The sequence below is a fragment of the Orlajensenia leifsoniae genome, assembly GCF_004570845.1.
Lineage (GTDB): Bacteria > Actinomycetota > Actinomycetes > Actinomycetales > Microbacteriaceae > Orlajensenia > Orlajensenia leifsoniae.
Genome location: NZ_SPQZ01000003.1, coordinates 404,169 through 422,213, shown reverse-complemented (window position 1 = coordinate 422,213; position 18,045 = coordinate 404,169). Strand labels below are relative to the sequence as shown.

19 protein-coding genes are annotated in these 18,045 nt (G+C 69.0%); 4 read left to right on the top strand and 15 right to left on the bottom strand.

The window, feature by feature from the left end; translation table 11 throughout:
* Positions 1-39: 39 nt before the first annotated feature.
* From E4M00_RS09865 to E4M00_RS09850, 4 genes are all read right to left on the bottom strand, one after another.
* Positions 40-1,455, bottom strand: a complete 1,416-nt coding sequence (locus E4M00_RS09865; RefSeq protein WP_135120290.1) for a dihydrolipoamide acetyltransferase family protein — start codon at positions 1,453-1,455, stop codon at positions 40-42.
* 13 nt (positions 1,456-1,468) lie between these two features.
* Positions 1,469-2,506: an alpha-ketoacid dehydrogenase subunit beta gene (locus tag E4M00_RS09860; RefSeq protein ID WP_135120289.1), complete on the bottom strand. Its 1,038-nt coding sequence runs from the start codon at positions 2,504-2,506 to the stop codon at positions 1,469-1,471.
* Positions 2,507-2,567: 61 nt separating this feature from the next.
* The gene (locus E4M00_RS09855) at positions 2,568-3,701 is read right to left on the bottom strand and encodes a thiamine pyrophosphate-dependent enzyme (protein WP_135120288.1); all 1,134 of its coding nucleotides are present in this window, start codon (positions 3,699-3,701) and stop codon (positions 2,568-2,570) included.
* 4 nt (positions 3,702-3,705) lie between these two features.
* Positions 3,706-4,833 (bottom strand): histidinol-phosphate transaminase, encoded by a 1,128-nt coding sequence (locus E4M00_RS09850; protein WP_240036990.1) that lies wholly within the window; start codon positions 4,831-4,833, stop codon positions 3,706-3,708.
* A 93-nt stretch (positions 4,834-4,926) separates the two neighbouring features.
* Here E4M00_RS09850 and E4M00_RS09845 point away from each other — a divergent pair, with 93 nt between their 5' ends.
* Positions 4,927-5,316, top strand: a complete 390-nt coding sequence (locus E4M00_RS09845) for a phage holin family protein (RefSeq protein WP_135120286.1) — start codon at positions 4,927-4,929, stop codon at positions 5,314-5,316.
* A 27-nt stretch (positions 5,317-5,343) separates the two neighbouring features.
* Here the strand turns inward: E4M00_RS09845 and E4M00_RS09840 are convergent, their stop codons facing one another.
* Positions 5,344-6,897, bottom strand: coding sequence for an alpha/beta hydrolase family protein (locus E4M00_RS09840; RefSeq protein WP_135120285.1), 1,554 nt, complete (start codon positions 6,895-6,897; stop codon positions 5,344-5,346).
* Complete coding sequence (locus E4M00_RS09835; protein ID WP_135120284.1) at positions 6,894-7,181, bottom strand: hypothetical protein; 288 nt, start codon at positions 7,179-7,181, stop codon at positions 6,894-6,896. Before E4M00_RS09835 ends, E4M00_RS09840 begins: the two co-directional genes overlap by 4 nt.
* Positions 7,182-7,329: 148 nt before the next feature.
* On the opposite strand from E4M00_RS09835, the gene E4M00_RS09830 reads away from it, so the two are divergent.
* Positions 7,330-7,848 (top strand): low molecular weight protein-tyrosine-phosphatase, encoded by a 519-nt coding sequence (locus E4M00_RS09830; protein ID WP_135120283.1) that lies wholly within the window; start codon positions 7,330-7,332, stop codon positions 7,846-7,848.
* A 9-nt stretch (positions 7,849-7,857) separates the two neighbouring features.
* Here the strand turns inward: E4M00_RS09830 and E4M00_RS09825 are convergent, their stop codons facing one another.
* A complete protein-coding gene (locus E4M00_RS09825; protein WP_135120282.1) occupies positions 7,858-8,772 on the bottom strand; it encodes an aminoglycoside phosphotransferase family protein in 915 nt (304 codons plus the stop codon).
* Positions 8,773-8,934: 162 nt separating this feature from the next.
* On the opposite strand from E4M00_RS09825, the gene purB reads away from it, so the two are divergent.
* Positions 8,935-10,314, top strand: coding sequence for an adenylosuccinate lyase (gene purB, locus E4M00_RS09820; RefSeq protein WP_135120281.1), 1,380 nt, complete (start codon positions 8,935-8,937; stop codon positions 10,312-10,314).
* 45 nt (positions 10,315-10,359) lie between these two features.
* On the opposite strand, the gene E4M00_RS09815 is transcribed toward purB, so the two are convergent.
* Together E4M00_RS09815 and E4M00_RS09810 are read right to left on the bottom strand one after the other, a co-directional pair.
* Positions 10,360-10,734 (bottom strand): hypothetical protein, encoded by a 375-nt coding sequence (locus E4M00_RS09815; protein ID WP_193555571.1) that lies wholly within the window; start codon positions 10,732-10,734, stop codon positions 10,360-10,362.
* A complete protein-coding gene (locus E4M00_RS09810; protein ID WP_167756863.1) occupies positions 10,731-11,345 on the bottom strand; it encodes an HdeD family acid-resistance protein in 615 nt (204 codons plus the stop codon). The genes E4M00_RS09815 and E4M00_RS09810 overlap by 4 nt, the downstream gene beginning before the upstream one ends.
* 99 nt (positions 11,346-11,444) lie before the next feature.
* Here E4M00_RS09810 and E4M00_RS09805 point away from each other — a divergent pair, with 99 nt between their 5' ends.
* Entirely contained in the window at positions 11,445-12,743 is a 1,299-nt protein-coding gene (locus tag E4M00_RS09805) for an NAD(P)/FAD-dependent oxidoreductase (protein WP_135120279.1), read from the top strand.
* 1 nt (position 12,744) lies between these two features.
* Here the strand turns inward: E4M00_RS09805 and dnaB are convergent, their stop codons facing one another.
* The 6 genes from dnaB to E4M00_RS09775 form a co-directional block, all read right to left on the bottom strand.
* Complete coding sequence (dnaB, locus tag E4M00_RS09800; protein ID WP_055910767.1) at positions 12,745-14,118, bottom strand: replicative DNA helicase; 1,374 nt, start codon at positions 14,116-14,118, stop codon at positions 12,745-12,747.
* A gap of 513 nt (positions 14,119-14,631) precedes the next feature.
* A complete protein-coding gene (rplI, locus tag E4M00_RS09795; protein ID WP_055823853.1) occupies positions 14,632-15,084 on the bottom strand; it encodes a 50S ribosomal protein L9 in 453 nt (150 codons plus the stop codon).
* A gap of 11 nt (positions 15,085-15,095) precedes the next feature.
* A complete protein-coding gene (gene rpsR, locus E4M00_RS09790; protein WP_055823856.1) occupies positions 15,096-15,356 on the bottom strand; it encodes a 30S ribosomal protein S18 in 261 nt (86 codons plus the stop codon).
* Positions 15,357-15,422: 66 nt separating this feature from the next.
* Positions 15,423-15,926 (bottom strand): single-stranded DNA-binding protein, encoded by a 504-nt coding sequence (locus E4M00_RS09785; protein WP_055823859.1) that lies wholly within the window; start codon positions 15,924-15,926, stop codon positions 15,423-15,425.
* A 5-nt stretch (positions 15,927-15,931) separates the two neighbouring features.
* Positions 15,932-16,360, bottom strand: a complete 429-nt coding sequence (rpsF, locus tag E4M00_RS09780; RefSeq protein ID WP_055823863.1) for a 30S ribosomal protein S6 — start codon at positions 16,358-16,360, stop codon at positions 15,932-15,934.
* A 190-nt stretch (positions 16,361-16,550) separates the two neighbouring features.
* On the bottom strand, positions 16,551-17,984 hold the full coding sequence (locus tag E4M00_RS09775) for a CCA tRNA nucleotidyltransferase (protein WP_135120278.1): 1,434 nt from the start codon (positions 17,982-17,984) through the stop codon (positions 16,551-16,553).
* Positions 17,985-18,045: the final 61 nt, after the last annotated feature.

The following is an 18,045-nucleotide window of genomic DNA, read 5'->3' as shown; positions in this document are numbered from 1 at the left end:
ATTCGGTAGCGCAGCACGTCTCGAACCGACCCGCCCGACCTACTCCAGCAGCAGCGCCGGCTCCTCGATGATCGACGCGACGTCGGCGAGGAAGCGGCTGGCGACGTCTCCGTCGACCACGCGGTGATCGAAGGATGCACCGATCGTGGTGACCTGGCGCACCCGCACCTCGCCGTCGACGACCCACGGCTTGGGCTTGATGGTGCCGAGGGCCACGATGCCGACCTCGTCGGAGTTCAGGATGGGCGTGCCCGTGTCCATGCCGAAGACGCCGATGTTGGTGATCGTGATGGTGCCGCCGGCCATCTGCGCGGGAGTCGTCTTGCCCTCGCGTGCCGTGATGGTGAGCTGCTCGAGCGCCGAGGCCAGCTGCACCATGCTCATGGCCTGGGCGTCCTTGACGTTGGGAACGATGAGTCCGCGCGGGGTCGCCGCTGCGATGCCCAGGTTGACGTAGTGCTTGACGATGATCTCGTCGTCGGTCCACTGCGCGTTCACCGTGGGATTGCGTCGCACGGCCCAGATGATGGCCTTCGCCATCACGAGCAACGGGGAGATGCGGATGCCGGCGTAGTCGGTGCCCGCCTTCAGCCGCTTCACGTACTCCATGGTGCGGGTGGCATCGACGTCGACGAACAGGCTCACGTGCGGGGCGCTGTAGGCGCTCTTCACCATGGTCTGGGCGATCATCTTGCGCACGCCCTTGACCGGGATGCGCTCCTCGCGGGTCTCCGGCCACTCCGGCGTCTGGATGTTGCGGAACACGCTCACCTGGCTGGCCTCGCGGATGACGTCGTCGCGGGTCACGTCACCGACGGGACCCGTGGGCGTGACGATCGAGAGGTCGACTCCGAGGTCCTTCGCGAGCTTGCGGATCGGCGGCTTCGCCAGCACCGGGCCGACGGATGCCGCGTGCAGAGGACGCTCCAGCGGTGTCGCAGTCGTCTGGTGAACGGGAGCGGGCGCCAGGTGCTCGTGCGGGGTCGGAGCCGTGCGGGTGCGACGGCGGCGCGTGCCGCCCCCCGCTGAGCTGCCGTGACCGACGAGCATGGGCTCGGGCTTCTCCGCCTTGGGTGCCGAGGTTTCCGAGGCTGCAGCAGGAAGCGTGTAGCCACTCCCCGCATCGACCGGTGTCGCAGCGGTCGCAGCGGTCGCAGCGGCGTCAGGCGCAGCGACGTCAGGAACAGTGGACGGAGCGGCGCCACCGCCTGCGGCATCCGTTCCCACCGTGATGATGGCCGTGCCGACGTCGACGGTCTGGCCCTCGTCGACGAGCAGGGCTCCGACGACACCGGCATACGGCGACGGAAGCTCCACCAGCGACTTCGCCGTCTCGATCTCTACGAGGACGTCGTTCACGGCCACGGTGTCGCCGGGGGAGACGCGCCACTGCACGATCTCGGCCTCGGTCAGTCCTTCACCGACGTCCGGTAGGCGGAAGGTCAGGTCGCTCATCAGGTGCAGCCTCTCAGTACGCCAGCGCGCGGTCGACGGCCTCGAGCACCCGGTCGGGGCTCGGCAGGAACTGCGTCTCGACCGCGGCGGGCGGGAACGGGGTGTCGTAGCTGGACACCCGCAGCACCGGCGCCTGCAGCAGGTAGAAGGCGCGCTCGGCGATCGTGGCGGCGATCTCCGACCCGACGCTCACGAAGCCCGAGGCCTCCTGCGCGACGATGAGGCGCCCGGTCTTCTCGACCGAGGAGAGGATGGGGCCGTAGTCGAGCGGCGAGATCGAACGGATGTCGATGACCTCGAGGCTCGTGCCCTCCTCGGCGGCGATGTCGGCCGCCTCGAGCAGCGTGGTGACCATAGCCCCGTGACCGACGACGGTGACGTCGGATCCCTGGCGCACGACGCGGGTGGCATGCAGGGGAGTGGGCTCGCTGTCGAAGTCGACTGCGCCCTTGGGCCAGTAGCGGCTCTTCGGCTCGAAGAACAGCACGGGGTCGTCGCTGCGAATGGCCTGCTGGATCATCCAGTAGGCGTCGTTCGGCGTCGACGGGCTGACCACGCGCAGTCCGGGGGTGTGCGCGAAGTACGCCTCCGGGCTCTCCTGGTGGTGCTCGATCGAGCCGATGTGTCCGCCGTAGGGCACCCTGATGACGACGGGCATGGTCACGCCGCCCTCGTGCCGGTTGCGCATGCGCGCCAGCTGGGTGGTGATCTGGTCGAACGCCGGGAAGATGAAGCCGTCGAACTGGATCTCGATGACCGGCCTGTAGCCGCGCATGGCGAGCCCGATGGCCGTTCCCACGATGCCCGACTCCGCGAGAGGGGTGTCGAGCACGCGCTTGTCGCCGAACTCCTGGATCAGGCCCTCCGTCACCCGGAAGACTCCGCCGAGGGGACCGATGTCCTCGCCCATGAGGAGAACCTTGGGGTCGTCGAGCATCGCCTGGCGGAGGCCGGCGTTGATGGCCTTGCCGAGGGGGAGGTTCTCCGTTCCGGTGCGACGGGCGCCGGATTCGGTCACGGATGCCGCGGGCCTGGTGTCGGTGTCTGTCATGACTGCGCCTCCTCGAAGGATGCCTCGGTGTTGTCTTCGATCGAACCGGCGAATTCAGACATCACGACTGCGCCTCCTCGAAGGATGCCTCGTACGCCTCGAACCACGCACGCTCCTCGACGAGTGTCGCGTTCGCCTCGGCGTAGACGTTGTCGAAGATGACGTCCTGGTCGGGGGCCACGACCTCGAGCGCCCTCTTCCGCGCGTCGGAGGCGAAGTCGGCCGCCTCCTGCTCGACGTCGTCGAGGAAGGACTGCGCGACGCCGCGATTCTCGAGGTAGGCCTTCAGGCGCACGATCGGGTCCTTCGCGACCCAGTCGGCGAGGTCGGCGTCGAGCCTGTACTTGGTGGGGTCGTCGGCCGTCGTGTGGGCGCCGACGCGGTAGGTCATCGCCTCGATGAGCGCGGGGCCGCGGCCGGCCCTGGCGTCGTCGAGGTGCTTGGCGGTGACGGCGTAGCTCGCGAACACGTCGTTGCCGTCGATGCGGTTCGACCGCATGCCGAAGCCGTGGCCGCGCAGCGCGAACGGCGTGCGCGACTGGCGGCTCGCCGGCACCGAGATGGCCCAGCCGTTGTTCTGCAGGAAGAACACCTGCGGGGTCTGGTAGCTCGCGGCGAAGACCAGCGCCTCGCTGGCGTCACCCTGCGATGAAGCGCCATCTCCGAAGTAGACGATCACGGCCTCGTCCCGCTCGGGGTCGCCCGTCGCCGTGGCGCCGTCGAACTGCATGCCCATCGCGTAGCCGGTGGCATGCAGCGTCTGGGATGCGAGCACGAGCGTGTAGAGGTGGAAGTTGCCGTTCTCCTCGGGAACCCAGCCTCCGAGGGTGAGTCCCTTGAGCATCCGCAGTACGTCGACGACGTCGAGGCCCCGCATCTTGCCCACGACGTGCTCGCGGTAGGACGGGAAGATGTGGTCCTGCGGGCGTGTTGCGAACGCCGACCCCACCTGGGCGGCCTCCTGGCCGTGGCTCGGAACCCAGAGGGCGAGCTGGCCCTGGCGCTGCAGGTTCGCCGCCTCGCGATCGAAGCGGCGGATGACCACCATCTCGCGGTAGAAGCGCTCGTGGTCGGCGTCGGTCAGACGTTCGAAGTACGGCACGAACTCCTCGGCCGCCTCGTTCGGGGCGAAGGTTCCATCCGGCGCGAGCAGCTGCACAGTCGGCACGCTGAAGTCGTTCGAGTTGGCTGCCATTTCTCTACGCTATCCGCCGCGCGGAGTGCCCTTCTGGTAGAGAGCGCACAATCTCTTCGGAGATCTGTAGGAGTTTCTCCACCGATTCTTCCTCTCCGATCGACACGCGGATGCCTTCCGGGGCGAAGGCGCGCACGACGAGCCCGGCCTCGAACAGCCGCTCGGCCGCTGCAGTCGTGTGCTCGCCCGTCGGCAGCCAGATGAAGTTGCCCGAGGGCTTCGGGGCGTCCCAGCCCTGTTCGAGCAGCCCCGCGTAGACGGCGTCGCGACGCGCGATGATGTGGCGCACGCGCTCCAACAGCTCGTCCTCGGCGTCGAGCGAGGCTATCGCCGCTGCCGAGGCCTGCCCCGTGACCGACAGCGGGATCGCCGTGGCGCGGGCCGCGTCGAGCACGGCCACCGGACCGAGGGCGTAGCCGACGCGGAGGCCGGCCAGACCGTAGGCCTTGGAGAAGGTGCGGAGCACCACGAGGTTCTGGTGCCGAGCCAGCAAGGGCACGCCGTCGACCGCACGCGGTTCGGTGACGAACTCCGCGTAGGCCTCGTCCAGCACCACGAGCACGTCCTCGGGGATGTCGGCGAGGAAGGCCGAGAACTCCTCGGCAGCCACGATCGTTCCCGTGGGGTTGTTGGGGGAGCAGACGATGACGAGGCGAGTGGCATCCGTCACCGCAGCGGCCATCGCGACCAGGTCGTGCGAGTGGTCGGCGCGGTTGGGAACCTGCACGCTCGTAGCCCCGGCGACCGTGACGAGGCCGGGGTAGGCCTCGAAGGATCGCCAGGAGTAGACGACCTCGTCGCCCGGGCCGGAGGTCGCCAGGATGAGCTGGGCGACCAGCGCCACCGATCCGGCACCGATGTGCACCTCGTCCGCCGTGCGACCGAAGCGCTCGGCGAGCTTCTCGCGCAGGGCGAGGGCGCTGGCATCGGGGTAGCGGTTGAAGTCCGAGGCCGCGGCGACGGCCTCGGCGACGCCCGGCAGCGGGTCGTAGGGATTCTCGTTGCTCGACAACTTGAATCCGTCGGGCGCGGCGGCGCGGCCCTGCCTGTAGGCGGGAAGCGCGGCGATCTCCGGACGCAGGCGGATGCCGGCGGACGGCGCGGCGTTCGAGGGGGGCGTTGCAGCGGTCACGCAGTCGAGTCTAGACACGGCCGATTCCGCGGCGGGCATGCGATTCCCGCAGGAAATCCCGTGGGCCGAGGATCCCGATGCCATAGTTGTGGCATGGCTTTCCTCCTGAGACTCATCGTCAACGCTCTCGCCCTCTGGCTGACCACGCTGATCGTCTACGGCGGCGTGCACATGACGCCCTACGAGGACACCGCGGTGGGAACCGTGCTCACCTACCTGATCATCGGGCTGATCTTCGGCTTGGTGAACGGCATCATCGGCACGTTCATCCGCATCGTGGCGTTCCCGCTCTACATCCTCACGCTCGGCCTGATCTCGCTCGTCGTCAACGCCCTGCTCCTGCTGCTCGTCTCCTGGATCAGCAGCCTCATGGGCTTCGGCCTCACCGTCGACGGCTTCTGGTGGGCCGTGCTGGGAGCACTCGTGCTCTCGATCATCGCCAGCATCCTGGGCATCTTCATCCGCCCGCGTCACGCCGACTGATCTCGATCAACTGATCCCAGGGCCCGCTCAGCGCCGTTCGCCCCGCCACCAGGTGGCGGTTCCGGATGCCGCAGAGTCGGGCCCTGCGCTCGTTCCGGCAGCGCCACCGCCCGCGCCCGCGGTGACGTCGGCCAGTCGCTCGCGCAGGGCGACGAGACGCGGCTCGGCGGAGGAGTCGACCACGGCGGCCGTCTCCAGGTAGGAGTCGAGGGCGTGTGCGGGAACCAGGCCGTCGACGGGATCGGTTCGGTTCGCGAGGTACTCGCGGCGGGCCACGAGGTGCTCGGGCGACGGGTCGGCATCGCCGTAGCCGCCGAGCGCCGGCACGATGTCGTCGCTGTGCTCGAGCTGCAGGGTCGGCACGTCGGCCGGAACGGCGAGCTGCGCGAGGGGAGCGCCGGCCGTCACCAGTCCCGAGCCCGTGTACCGCTCGTCCGAGACGAGTTGCGCCGCGAGCAGCCCGCCCTGCGAGTGCCCGACGGCCGTGATGCGGTCTCCCTCGCGAACGCCGGCCTGCTCGAGCGCATCGAGCACGGCGCGGTAGGAACCGGAATCCGTGCCGGCCACGGCGTGCACGTTGGAGGTGAGGTCCCAGGGCTCGGTGGATCCGGCCACCTCCCAGGACACCGTGCCGCCGATGTACGCCACCCACTGCGGGTCGTCCTCGGTGCCGTAGCGCTCGACGCGCACCTGGGGAAGGTCGGGCTCGGGCTCGGGAACGTCGGGATCAGCCCGCGGAATCCGGTCGAGCAGCTCGGCCACGCCGCGGGGAGCGGCGACAGCGGCCCCGGCCGTCGGGCCGATCAGCGCCCCACGTCGCGTGCGGGTCGGCAGCCGTGACCCGTCGGATCCGACCTGGCCGACGCGCACCGGCGTCTCGCGCACGACACCGAACAGGCCGCCGAGCACGGTGATGCCGAACGCCGAGGAGCCGACCCCGAGCACGTCGAGGCCGGCATCCCCGAGTGCCCGAGCGAGCGGATAGGGCAGCCGGACGACTCCGCCGGCGGCGTCATCGACGGAGGCGACCACCATGCGCACCAACGCGACGCTCTGGGGGGAGTTGAGCACCCCGCTGTTGCGCTCCAGCCACTCCGACGGATCGTCCACCGGCCGCCCCAGCAGGCGGTTCACGCCCTGCACGAAGAACCACGCCAGCACGACGTCGACGGCGAGGAGACCGGCGCCCCAGACCAACGCGGGCAGCATGCCGACGGCGAGGAAGCCGCCGACCCAGCCGAGCAGGCCACCGAGAGCCTGCTGCAGCGCGACGCCGCGGCGTTCCATCTCGCCGTAGCCCTCGGCCGAGCGATCGAGGGCGTCCGCGATGGCGCTCGCGTCGGCGGCGACGAGGCCGGCGGTCTCCCTGGCCTCCTCCAACGCCCCCGTGAGCCGGTCGGATCCGCTCAGCCAGCCGAGGGTTGCGAGCGCATCGACCCAGTGCTCTCCGGATGCCGCGATGGAACGCATGCGCGCCGACAGGGCGAACAGCTCGTCGGTCGCCACAGCAGACGACCCGGCACCGGAGATGAGCAGCGGTCCGCCGGATGGCCGGCCCGCTCCGTCAGGCTGCGAGCTCATCCTGCTCCGTACGCATCGATGGCCTCGATCCCGGCCAGCAGTACACGCACCCGCTCGCCCGCCTCATCGAGCACTGCCTCCAACGTGCGGAGTTCGGCGCGCAGCCCGTCGACCCTGGCCGCGCACGCCTCCCGTGCCGGCGAGTTCCAGACGCCGGGTTCGAGGACCGCGCGCACGATGGCCTCGTCGACCTCGGCCCGCAGCCTGGCCAGCACTGTGGCCTGCATCTCGAGGTCGGCGCGATCGGCCGGAGTGAGGAGAGCATCCGTGCCACCCGTCGACATCAGCCACCGTCCCGGCTCGTGAGTGCATCGCGCACTGCTCCGAGCATGGCTCGACGGCGGCTTCCCGAAGCGGGGGCATCCCGATCGGGGGGCGGCCGTCCGTGGTTCGGCCCTGTGCAGGAGTGCCGCAGTCGGCCAGAATGGTGCCATGCCCGCTGGTCCCACGGACGACTCGACGCCGTTCCGCATCTCATTCGTGTGCACCGGCAACATCTGCCGCTCGCCCATGGCCGAAGTCGCCATGCGCGAACAGGTGGCGCGCGCAGGCCTCACGGCCCAGATCCAGGTGTCGTCGGCCGGCACGGGCGACTGGCATGTGGGGGAGCAGGCCGACGAGCGCACCATCGCCGCGCTCAGCGAGCACGGCCTCGACGGCTCGCAACACCGCGCCAGGCAGTTCGATTCACACGCCTTCGACGACTACGACCTCATCGTCGTGTTCGACGGATCGCAGGAGAGGATCCTGCGCAACTGGGCCCAGACCGATGACCAGCGCGACAAGGTACGCATGCTGCTGAGCTTCGATCCCGAGCAGGCCGCCCTGCGTGACGTGCCTGACCCGTACTACTCGGACCGGGCCATGTTCGACGCCGTGCTCGTCATGATCGAGCGCGCCACCGCCGCCCTGTTCCGGCAGCTCGCGCCGGCGCTGCGCCAGCGCGGCTGACCCGGCGCCTCACTCCTCCAGCAGCACCTCGGCCACGGCGTGCCTGCCGATCGCCGCGATCGGTCCGTCGCCCTCGGTGGATTCGGCCACGGCCGTCGCCCACACCAGCGCCCATGCCCGGGCCCGCTGCCACGTCGCCTCGTCGCGCGGCCCGAGCTCGTCGATCCGTGCCCGGAACGCCGCGCGCCCGACGGCGTCGAAGGCGAGCCAGGCCACGGCGAGGTCCGTCGCAGGGTCTCCTGCGGTGAGGTCTCCGAAGTCGACGACGGCGACGAGCGCCGGAGGCCCGCCACCCGCTGCACCAGGATCGGCATCCGTCACCACCATGTTCGCGGGATGCAGGTCGCCGTGCACCCAGAGCGGAGGCCCGGTCCACGGCTCCGCCTGCACGAGGTGATCCCACAGCACCGCCAGTTCGGCGGCCCGCTCCACCCGACGCCCGGCGAGCCTCTCCCACACGACCTCCTCGCGATCGGCGAGCGGCACACCGCGATAAGGGTTGCGCGGAGCGTCGGCGGGCGCCGGCACGGCGAGGGCGTGCACGAAGTCGGCGAGCGCCGGCGCGATGCCCTCCCGCGACGCCGGGGCGACGGCTGCCGCAGACCGCCCGTCGAACCAGGGCACGATCGACCATGGCCAGGGGAATTCCGCGGCGGGTTCTCCCGCATGTACCGGCAGGGGAACCGCGACGGGCACGCGGGCCGCGATCGACGGCAACCACTCCTGTTCGTGCTCGATGAGGTGGGCCGCGGTGCTGCGTCGCGGCATCCGCACCGCCAGCTCCTCACCCAGTCGGAACACGGCGTTGTCCCAGCCGTTTGCCACGAGCTGGAGCGGGCCGAGGAGGTCGGGGCGCTGGCTGCGCACGAGACGTTCGACGAGGTGCGGGTCGACGACGATGTCGGCGTCCGGAGCATCCGGCACGGCGATTCCCCTCTCCCCGGTCTCGGCACGACCGCGCTACGGCCAGCATGGCATCAGCGGCTTGGGGATGCCCACGCTTTCTTGGGATGATGGAGGGGTCGCTGCCCGGCTCCGCCGGCTCTCGACGCCACCTACCTCTCCCGAACTCAGACAGGGATTCCCATGAGCCTGCCCGCCCAGCCCCTCAGCCCGCTCGACGGCCGCTACCAGAGCGCCGTCTCCGAACTGGGCGAGTTCCTCTCGGAGGCGGGCCTCAACCGGGCACGCGTGCACGTCGAGGTGGAGTGGCTCATCTACCTCACCGACCGCGGCTTCTTCGGATCCTCCCCGCTGACGGATGCGCACAAGGCGGCGCTCCGCGCCCTTGCGAGCGACTTCGACCAGGCCTCCATCGATGCGATCGGAGCCCACGAGGCTCGCACTCGCCATGACGTGAAGGCCGTGGAGTACTTCGTGCGCGACGCCCTGCACGAACTCGGCCTCGACGCCATCGCCGAGCTCACGCACTTCGCGTGCACCAGCGAAGACATCAACAACCTCTCCTATGCGCTGATCGTGCGCGACGCCGTCACGACGGTCTGGCAGCCCAAGCTCGCCGCCGTCATCGATGCGATCACCGCCCTGGCCGTCGAGCACCGCGCCGTGCCCATGCTCGCGCGCACCCACGGTCAGCCTGCGACGCCCACCACCATGGGCAAGGAGCTCGCCGTGTTCGCCCACCGCCTCTCGCGCGTCTCGGCGCAGGTGCAGGCATCCGAGTACCTGGGCAAGTTCTCCGGCGCCACCGGCACGTTCGCCGCCCACCTCGCCGCGGCCCCGGACGCCGACTGGCGTGCGATCTCCCGCGAGTTCGTCGAGGGTCTCGGCCTGGACTGGAACCCGCTCACGACGCAGATCGAGTCGCACGACTGGCAGGCGGAGCTCTACGGCCGCATCTCCCACGCCAACCGCATTCTGCACAACCTGGCGACGGACATCTGGACCTACATCTCGATGGGCTACTTCCGGCAGATCCCCGTCGTCGGCGCCACGGGCTCGTCGACGATGCCGCACAAGATCAACCCGATCCGCTTCGAGAACGCCGAGGCCAACCTCGAGCTCTCGTCGGCGCTGCTCGACTCGCTCGCGGCCACGCTGGTGACCAGCCGCCTGCAGCGCGACCTCACCGACTCCAGCGCCCAGCGCAATATCGGCGTCGGCTTCGGCCACTCGCTGCTCGCGCTCGACAACATCCAGCGGGGCCTGCGCGAGATCGCCCTGGCCGAAGAGGTCCTGGCCGCCGATCTCGACGGCAACTGGGAGGTACTCGGCGAGGCCGTGCAGACCGTCATCCGCGCGGAGGTCGCCGCCGGCCGCTCATCGATCGAGGACCCGTACGCCAAGCTCAAGGACCTCACCCGCGGTCACCGTATCGGCGCAGCCGACCTGGCGGAGTTCGTCTCGGGTCTCGACATCGGCGATGAGGCCAAGGCCCGTCTGCTGACGCTCACTCCGGCACGCTACGTGGGGCTGGCCTCGGAGCTGGTCGACTACCTGGACTGAGTGCCGGGCCGGGTTCGAACCCGGCCGACATGGAGGTCGAGACCCTCAGTGCCCGCGGGTGCTGGGGGTCTCGTCGTCCGTGCTCGGATTGCTGCCCGTGCTCGGGCCTGTCGCCGTGTCGGTGCTCGCGTCGTCGAGGGGACCCGGCGTCGCCTCGCCCGCACGGGCCGCGCCGCTGTTCTGCTCGGCGATGTCGGCGTTCTCGGCCTCATCGGGCTTCAGGGTGATGGCGAACATCGCGAGCGCCACCAGCACGATGATGAACACCGAGCCGGCACCGATCGCCGCGAGAACGGGTTCGCGCGTGACCATGAGCACGACCAGGCCGAGGAACACCGCGGCGATGGCGGCGCCTCCGACCATCTCGAGCGGACGGAGCACGTCGCGACGGCTCGGCTGGGGAACGGGGGGCTGGCTCATACGACTTCTTCGGTTTCGGGGGTGACGCGGGCGCCGTCCCATTTGAGGGAGAACCCCGCGATGGCGAGGTAGACGCCGAGGATCACGAGGTAGGCGCCGAGCAGGCCGACGGAGACGACGGCGTTGGGCGGCAACAGCAGGTAGGCGATGGCGAAGATCGCGGTGAGGGCGCCACCGGTGATCCAGTCGCGGGCCACACTCGGACGGGCATCCGACCGGCGAGCTCCAGCCGCACGCGTCGACCGAGCGCGCTCGCGGATACCGGCGTAGAGCTCGACGAAGCCCGTGATGGCGGCCCACACGCTGACGAGGTAGAGGTAGAGCGGGAGACCGGCACCCTGGAAGCTGAGCGCCAGGAGGCCAGCGACAGCCGAGACGATGCCGTTCACGACGAACAGGGTGCGCGCGAGGCCGGACAGGGTGCGGAGCGCGAGGGCCCCCAGCACGACGCCGGACACCAGGGCCCAGCAACCGAAGACCAGGAGACCGAAGTCGGCCGAGTGGTCGGGGATGAAGGTGATCGCTATCGCGGGGAGGAACGCGAGGACGGCTCGCACCACGGGGACGATCCAATACCGCGCTGAGTAGGCGGCGGCATCCGTGTGGGCCACGCAGCGACCTTTCGTCTGTCGATCAGAGGGGGATTCGGGTTCCAGTCTAATCGCGCCGCGGCGGGCGTCCTTCCGCGCGTGCGCGCCTATCGTGGGACCGTGGACGCTCACGACGTCGTCATCATCGGCGCAGGCCTGGCCGGCCTGCGGTGCGCGGTGCGTCTCGCAGAGTCCGGGCTCGACGTCGTGGTGCTCGAGGCGCAGGACGGGGTCGGCGGGCGCGAGCGCACCGACGTGGTCGACGGGTTCCAGCTCGACCGCGGGTTCCACGTGCTCAACCCCGCCTATCCCGCCGTGAAGCGCTGGGTGGATGTCGCCGACCTGCGGATGCGGCCGTTCCCCGTCGGAGTCCGGGTGCGGCGAGATTCGGGGAGCGTCGAGCTCCGGCATCCGGTGCGCCATCCACTCTCCCTGCCGGCTTCTCTCAGCAGTGGGCTGCTCACCCCGCGAGACACGGCCGCGCTCGTTCGCTGGGTCACGCCGGTGCTGCTCCGACCCCGCGTCGTCATCGCCGGAACGGATCGCACGCTTCACAACGGATGGAACCGCATCGGCCTCCGCGGCCCGCTGCGCACCGAGGTGCTCGAGCCGTTCCTGGCGGGGGTTCTCGCAGACGATCGCGGCGCGACATCCGAGTCCTTCGCCCGTCTTCTCGTGCGCATGTTCATCCTCGGCGCCCCCGGCCTGCCCGAAGCGGGTATCGGAGCCCTCCCCGCCCAGCTCGCCCGGTCCGCGACGGCGTCCGGCGCCGAGGTGCGTGTCGAGGCGCGGGTGCGCGGGCTCAGGTCCCGGAACGGCACCGTCGAGGTCGAGGTGGAGCACCGCGACACCGTGCGCGCTCGCGCCGTCGTCGTCGCCGTCGGTCCAGAGGCCGTCGCGGGATTGCTCGACCTGCCGCGCCCCACCACGAAGGGCCTGCAGACGTGGTGGTTCGCCGCCGACAGCGCACCGACGGCATCCGCGATGCTCGCCGTCGACGGATGTCGCAACGGCCCCGTGGTCAACACCGTCGTGATCTCCAACGCCGTCCCGAGCTACGCCCCTCCGGGCAGCCATCTCATCGAGGCCACGTGCCTGCTGCCGGATGCTGCTCGCACGCACCCGGATGCCGCACCGCGCGAGGCCGACGTGCGCCGCCAGCTCGGCGAGATCTGGGGCACGGATGCCGCCGCCTGGCAGTTGCTGCGGCGCGACGACATCCCCGACGCGCTGCCGGCTCAGCCCCCTCCGCTGCACACGAGACAGACCGTTCGGGTGGGTGACGGCATCTTCGTCGCCGGCGACCACCGCGACACCGCCTCGATCCAGGGCGCTCTTGTGTCGGGCGAGCGCGCGGCCCGGTCGGTTCTGGCGGAGTTGGGCTCACGCCGTCCGAATCCAGACGGCGTGAGCGCCTGAGCTACGCCTGCGCCAGGTCGGCGAACCGTGAGAAATGGCCGTGGAAGGCCACGGTGACGGTGCGGGTCGGGCCGTTACGGTGCTTGGCGACGATGAGATCCGCCTCGCCGGCACGCGGGTTGTCCTTTTCGTAGGCGCTCTCGCGGTGCAGCAGGATGACCATGTCGGCGTCCTGCTCGATGGAGCCGGACTCACGCAGGTCGGAGATGGCCGGCAGCTTGTCGGCGCGCTGCTCGGGTCCACGGTTCAGCTGCGACAGGGCGATGACGGGAACCTGCAGCTCCTTCGCGAGCAGCTTGAGGGCACGCGAGAACTCCGAGACCTCCTGCTGGCGGCTCTCGACGCGCTTGCCGCTGGTCATGAGCTGGAGGTAGTCGATGACGACCATCTTGAGGCCGATGCGCTGCTTCAGGCGACGGCACTTCGCGCGGATCTCGACGAGAGTGAGGTTGGCCGAGTCGTCGATGTAGAGCGGGGCGTCGTTGATGCGGCCGCGGGTCGAGGCGATCGTGGTCCAGTCGCGTGAGTCGACGGTTCCCTTGCGCATGCTCTGCAGGGGAACGGATGCCTCGGCCGCGAGCAGGCGCATGGCGATCTCGGATCGCCCCATCTCGAGCGAGAAGAAGATGGTGGGCATGTTGTTGCCGATGGCGGCGGCCCGGGCGAAGTCGAGCGCGAGCGTCGACTTACCGAGGGCGGGACGCGCGGCGACGATGATCATCTGACCCGGGTGGAAGCCGTTGGTGAGGTCGTCGAGGTCGGCGAAGCCGGTGGGAACGCCGGTCATCTTGCCGTCGGTGTGCTTGGCGGCCTCGATCTCGTCGATGGCCACGGTGACGGCATCCGTCAGCGGAACGTAGTCTTCGGTCTCGGTGTTGCCGTTGACGGCGTAGATCTCGGCCTGGGCGTTGTTGACCAGGTCGAGCGGCTCACCCTCGGCCGCGTAGCCCATCTGCACGATGCGGGTGCCTGCCTCGACGAGGCGGCGCAGCAGGGCGCGCTCGGCGACGATCTCGGCGTAGTAGCCGGCGTTGGCCGCTGTGGGCACGAGCGCCGTGAGGGTGTGGAGGTACTCGGCGCCGCCGGCGCGGGAGAGCTCACCGGTCTTGGAGAGCTCGTCGGTGACGGCGATGACGTCTGTGGGCTCGCCGTGCGAGTACAGCGACAGGATGGCGTCGTAGATGAGCTCGTGCTTGGGAACGTAGAAGTCGTTGCCCCGAACGGACTCGACGACATCGGCGACGGCGTCCTTCGAGAGCAGCATGCCGCCGAGGGCGCTCTGCTCAGCGAGCAGGTCGTGCGGGGGAGTGCGTTCGGCCTTCCGAGCGTCGTCGCCGTCCCACGGTTCGGCGAGTCCAAGGTGGGCGATCGACACGCGGTACCTCCAGGATGATGCTTCGATGTGCCGGTGCAGCGGCGTTCACTTCTCGGGCCGGTGGGAGCGCCCGGAGAGGCGTTCTCAGACCATCAGAACAGCACCCGCCGACAGTGCGGCCCACCGCTGTTCAGAGCCGGTCGAGACCACCGGAATCGACGGCGATGGCCAACACTACGGTCGCCATCCGAATGCCTCAACTCGCCCTGTGGATAACGCTGTGGGAAACGTGGGCGAAACGCCGCACTGCATGTGCAAAGCCTGTAGAAACAGCTGTGGAGAGCAAACTATTTTCTGGCACTTTATGCCATTTGATCAGGTTATTAAGTAGTGCACACCTGTGTGTGGAAAGTTGTTTGAATCACTGCATGAAGGTCGCTCGACTTCACACAGCCCTGTGCACAGAATTGGGGGTAACTCAAGCTCATACGGGCCTCATCGCGCTTGTGCAATCCCCTTAAACAGGTGTAGCGACGGGCCTGAGCCCGTCGCTACACCGAGGTGTTCGCAGCCTTACTTGGCGGCGACCACCTGAAGGGTGATCGTGGCCGACAGCTCGTCGAAGAGACGAACGGTCGCCTGGTGCTCGCCGACCGACTTGATGGGGTTCGAGAACTCCACCTTGCGCTTGTCGATGGCACCGAGGCCGGCAGCGGCCACAGCGTCGGCGACATCGGCGGTCTTGACGGAGCCGAAGAGACGTCCCTCGGCACCCGCCTTCACGACGAGCTTGACCTTGGTGCCCTCGAGGGCGTTCTTGAGGGCGACTGCCTCGTCGTGCGTCGCGAGCTCACGAGCGGCGCGAGCCGCCTTGATCTGCTCGATCTGCTTCTCGCCACCGCGGCTCCACGAAACTGCGAAGCCCTGGGGGATGAGGTAGTTGCGGGCGTAGCCGTTCTTGACCTCGACGACGTCACCGGCGGTTCCGAGGCCGGTGACCTCGTGCGTCAGAATGAGTTTTGACATGTCGGTGCTCCTTAGCGGCCGCTGCCGGCGTACGGCAGCAGGGCCATCTCGCGGGCGTTCTTGACGGCACGGGCGATAAGGCGCTGCTCCTGAACGGAGACGCCGGTGATACGGCGGGCGCGGATCTTTCCACGCTCGGAGATGAACTTGCGAAGCGTCGCGACATCCTTGTAGTCGATGACGCCGACGCGGATGCTCTTTGCGGGGGCGGCGTTCTTGCCCTTGCCTCCGCGGAGCGGCTTGCGGCGGTCGCCGCTGCTCTTTCCAGCCATTGTTATTCCTTAGTTGAAGTAATTCTGCGCGGATGCCGAAGCGGCATCCGTGTCAGGCCTCTCGGCCTAGAAGGGGGTCTCGTCGCTGTAGCTGCCCGGGGTGGCCCAGACATCCGAACCACCGGAAGCGGCGGCTGCGGGTGCGCTCGGTGCCCACGGCTCGTCGGAGCCGCCCGCAGGGGCGCCTCCGCCACGAGGTCCGGACGACTGCGCGCGCGTCAGCGACGCGGTGGCGTACCGGAGGGAAGGACCGATCTCGTCGATCTCGAGCTCGAAGCTGGTGCGCTTCTCGCCTTCCTTCGTCTCGTAGGAACGCTGCTTGAGACGCCCGGAAGCGATGACACGGGAACCCTTGGTGAGGGACCCTGCGACGTGCTCGGCGAATTCACGCCAGACGCTCGCGCGCAGGAACAGAGCCTCGCCATCCTTCCACTCGTTCGACGCACGGTCGAAGCTGCGAGGAGTGGATGCGATGGTGAAGTTGGCAACCGCCAGTCCGCCCTGCGTGTAACGCAGTTCGGGATCTGCAGTGAGGTTGCCCACCACGGTGATTACGGTCTCGCCGGCCATGGGGACTAGGCGTCCTTCTCGACCTTGGCGGCGTCGGCCTTGGGAGCAGCTGCCTCGGGCTTCGCGTCGACGACGGCCTTCGGGTTGGCTGCCTTGCGGGCGGCCTTCTCGTCGGCGAGCTTCTTGGCGGCTGCGACCTGGGCGATGCCCTCTTCGGCACGGAGCACCTTGGTGCGCATGACTGCCTCGCTGAGACCCAGCTGGCGGTCGAGCTCCGACGTGGTGGCCGGCTCTGCGGTGAAGTTGACGACGGCGTAGATGCCCTCGTTCTTCTTGTTGATCTCGTAGGCGAGACGACGACGGCCCCAGATGTCGACGTTGTCGATGGATCCACCATCGTTACGCACCACATTGAGGAACTTGTCGAGGCTCGGAGCGACGGTGCGCTCATCGATCTCGGGATCGAGGATGACCATCAATTCGTACTGATGCATGACTAACCCACCTCCTTCGGACTGAACGGCTGCAGTATTTCTGCAACAGGAGGGTTGTGCATGTGTTGATTCGTGGAGGCCGCACAATCGCGGCACACGGGCAACCTTCCCAGAGTAACGGATGCGGGGCCTCAGCGCACCTCGAGACCGGCATCCGTCTCGAACTCCCAGTCAGGGGGCCGGGCAGACGTCAGGCGGGGGAGCGTTCCGCCCACCAGGCACGCAGGCGCTCGGCGGCGACCTCCTCGCCGAGGGGTCCGTCGTCGAGCCGCAGTTCGAGGAGGAACCTGTAGGCCTCTCCCACCTCTCTCCCCGGACGGATGCCGAGGATCGCCATGATCTGCTCGCCGTCGAGGTCGGGTCGAACGGCCGCGAGCTCCTCCTTCTCGGCCAGCTCGGCCATCCGTCGCTCGATGTCGTCATAGGCGAACGCGAGGCGGTCGGCCTTGCGCTTGTTGCGGGTCGTGACGTCGGCGCGGGTGAGGATGTGCAGGCGCTCGAGTTGGTCGCCGGCGTCGCGCACGTAGCGTCTGACGGCCGAGTCGGTCCATGCGCCCTCGGTGTAGCCGAAGAAGCGCAGGTGCAGCTCGATGAGGCGCGAGACCGCTGCGATGGTGTCGTTGTCGAACCGCAGTTCGCGCAGGCGCTTGCGAGCGAGCTTGGCGCCGACGACGTCGTGGTGGTGGAAGCTCACGATTCCGCCGGCCTCCAGCTTGCGGGTGGCCGGCTTGCCGATGTCGTGCAGGAGTGCGGCGAGGCGCAGGGTGAGGTCGGGGCTGACGAGATTGCCCCGTGCCTTCTCATAGCCGATGGCCTGCTCGAGCACGGTGAGGCTGTGCTGGTAGACGTCCTTGTGATGGTGATGCTCGTCGACCTCGAGACGCAGCGCCGGCAGCTCGGGCAGAACACGGGCCGCCAGCCCGGAGTCCACGAGCAGTTCGAGACCGCGCCGCGGCTCATCGGTCTTCAGGAGCTTGGAGAGCTCCTCGTTCACCCGCTCAGCCGAGATGCGGTCGATGCTGGGGGCCAGCTCGATGAGCGCGGCCTCGGTCTCGTCGTCGACGAGGAAGCCGAGCTGGGCCGTGAACCTGCAGGCCCGCATCATGCGGAGCGGGTCGTCGCCGAAGGAGACGGCGGGGGAGGACGGCGTGCGCAGGCGCCCCTCGAGCATGTCGTCGATGCCGCCCGACGGGTCGACCAGCTTCATCTCGGGCAGGCGCAGCGCGAGGGCGTTCACGGTGAAGTCGCGCCTGAGGAGGTCGTCCTCGAGAGAGGAACCGAAGACGACGTCGGGCTTGCGGCTCTCACCGTCGTAGCTGTCTGCGCGATAGGTGGTGACCTCGACGGTCTCGCCAGCGATCTTCGCCCCGATGGTGCCGAACTGCCGGCCGATGTCCCAGTGCGCCTCACTGATGGGCGTGATGATCGCGAGGATCTGGTCGGGAGTGGCATCCGTCGTGAAGTCGAGGTCGTGTGCCACCCGCCCGAGGAAGGCGTCGCGCACAGGGCCTCCGACGAGGGCCAGTTCGTGCCCGGCGGCGGCGAAGGCGGTCGCCAGACGGGAGACGGTGGGGGAGGAGGCGACTTCACCCAACCGCACGAGGGCTGCCGCGACGCTCTGCATGCCTCCATGGTAGAGCGTCGAAGAATGACCCCTCGGCTCGGCGCACAGGAGCCGAGCAGCC

Excerpts from the sequence above, each read along its gene's own strand:
- E4M00_RS09815 (WP_193555571.1), bottom strand. The coding sequence starts at position 10,734 with ATGAGCCAGCCCCCCGTTCCCCAGCCGAGCCGTCGCGACGTGCTCCGT.
- rplI (WP_055823853.1), bottom strand. The coding sequence starts at position 15,084 with ATGTCAAAACTCATTCTGACGCACGAGGTCACCGGCCTCGGAACCGCC.
- E4M00_RS09830 (WP_135120283.1), top strand. The coding sequence starts at position 7,330 with ATGCCCGCTGGTCCCACGGACGACTCGACGCCGTTCCGCATCTCATTC.
- E4M00_RS09840 (WP_135120285.1), bottom strand. The coding sequence starts at position 6,897 with ATGAGCTCGCAGCCTGACGGAGCGGGCCGGCCATCCGGCGGACCGCTG.
- purB (WP_135120281.1), top strand. The coding sequence starts at position 8,935 with ATGAGCCTGCCCGCCCAGCCCCTCAGCCCGCTCGACGGCCGCTACCAG.
- rpsF (WP_055823863.1), bottom strand. The coding sequence starts at position 16,360 with ATGCATCAGTACGAATTGATGGTCATCCTCGATCCCGAGATCGATGAG.
- E4M00_RS09860 (WP_135120289.1), bottom strand. The coding sequence starts at position 2,506 with ATGACAGACACCGACACCAGGCCCGCGGCATCCGTGACCGAATCCGGC.
- E4M00_RS09775 (WP_135120278.1), bottom strand. The coding sequence starts at position 17,984 with ATGCAGAGCGTCGCGGCAGCCCTCGTGCGGTTGGGTGAAGTCGCCTCC.
- rpsR (WP_055823856.1), bottom strand. The coding sequence starts at position 15,356 with ATGGCTGGAAAGAGCAGCGGCGACCGCCGCAAGCCGCTCCGCGGAGGC.
- E4M00_RS09835 (WP_135120284.1), bottom strand. The coding sequence starts at position 7,181 with ATGTCGACGGGTGGCACGGATGCTCTCCTCACTCCGGCCGATCGCGCC.
- E4M00_RS09865 (WP_135120290.1), bottom strand. The coding sequence starts at position 1,455 with ATGAGCGACCTGACCTTCCGCCTACCGGACGTCGGTGAAGGACTGACC.
- E4M00_RS09785 (WP_055823859.1), bottom strand. The coding sequence starts at position 15,926 with ATGGCCGGCGAGACCGTAATCACCGTGGTGGGCAACCTCACTGCAGAT.
- E4M00_RS09845 (WP_135120286.1), top strand. The coding sequence starts at position 4,927 with ATGGCTTTCCTCCTGAGACTCATCGTCAACGCTCTCGCCCTCTGGCTG.
- E4M00_RS09855 (WP_135120288.1), bottom strand. The coding sequence starts at position 3,701 with ATGGCAGCCAACTCGAACGACTTCAGCGTGCCGACTGTGCAGCTGCTC.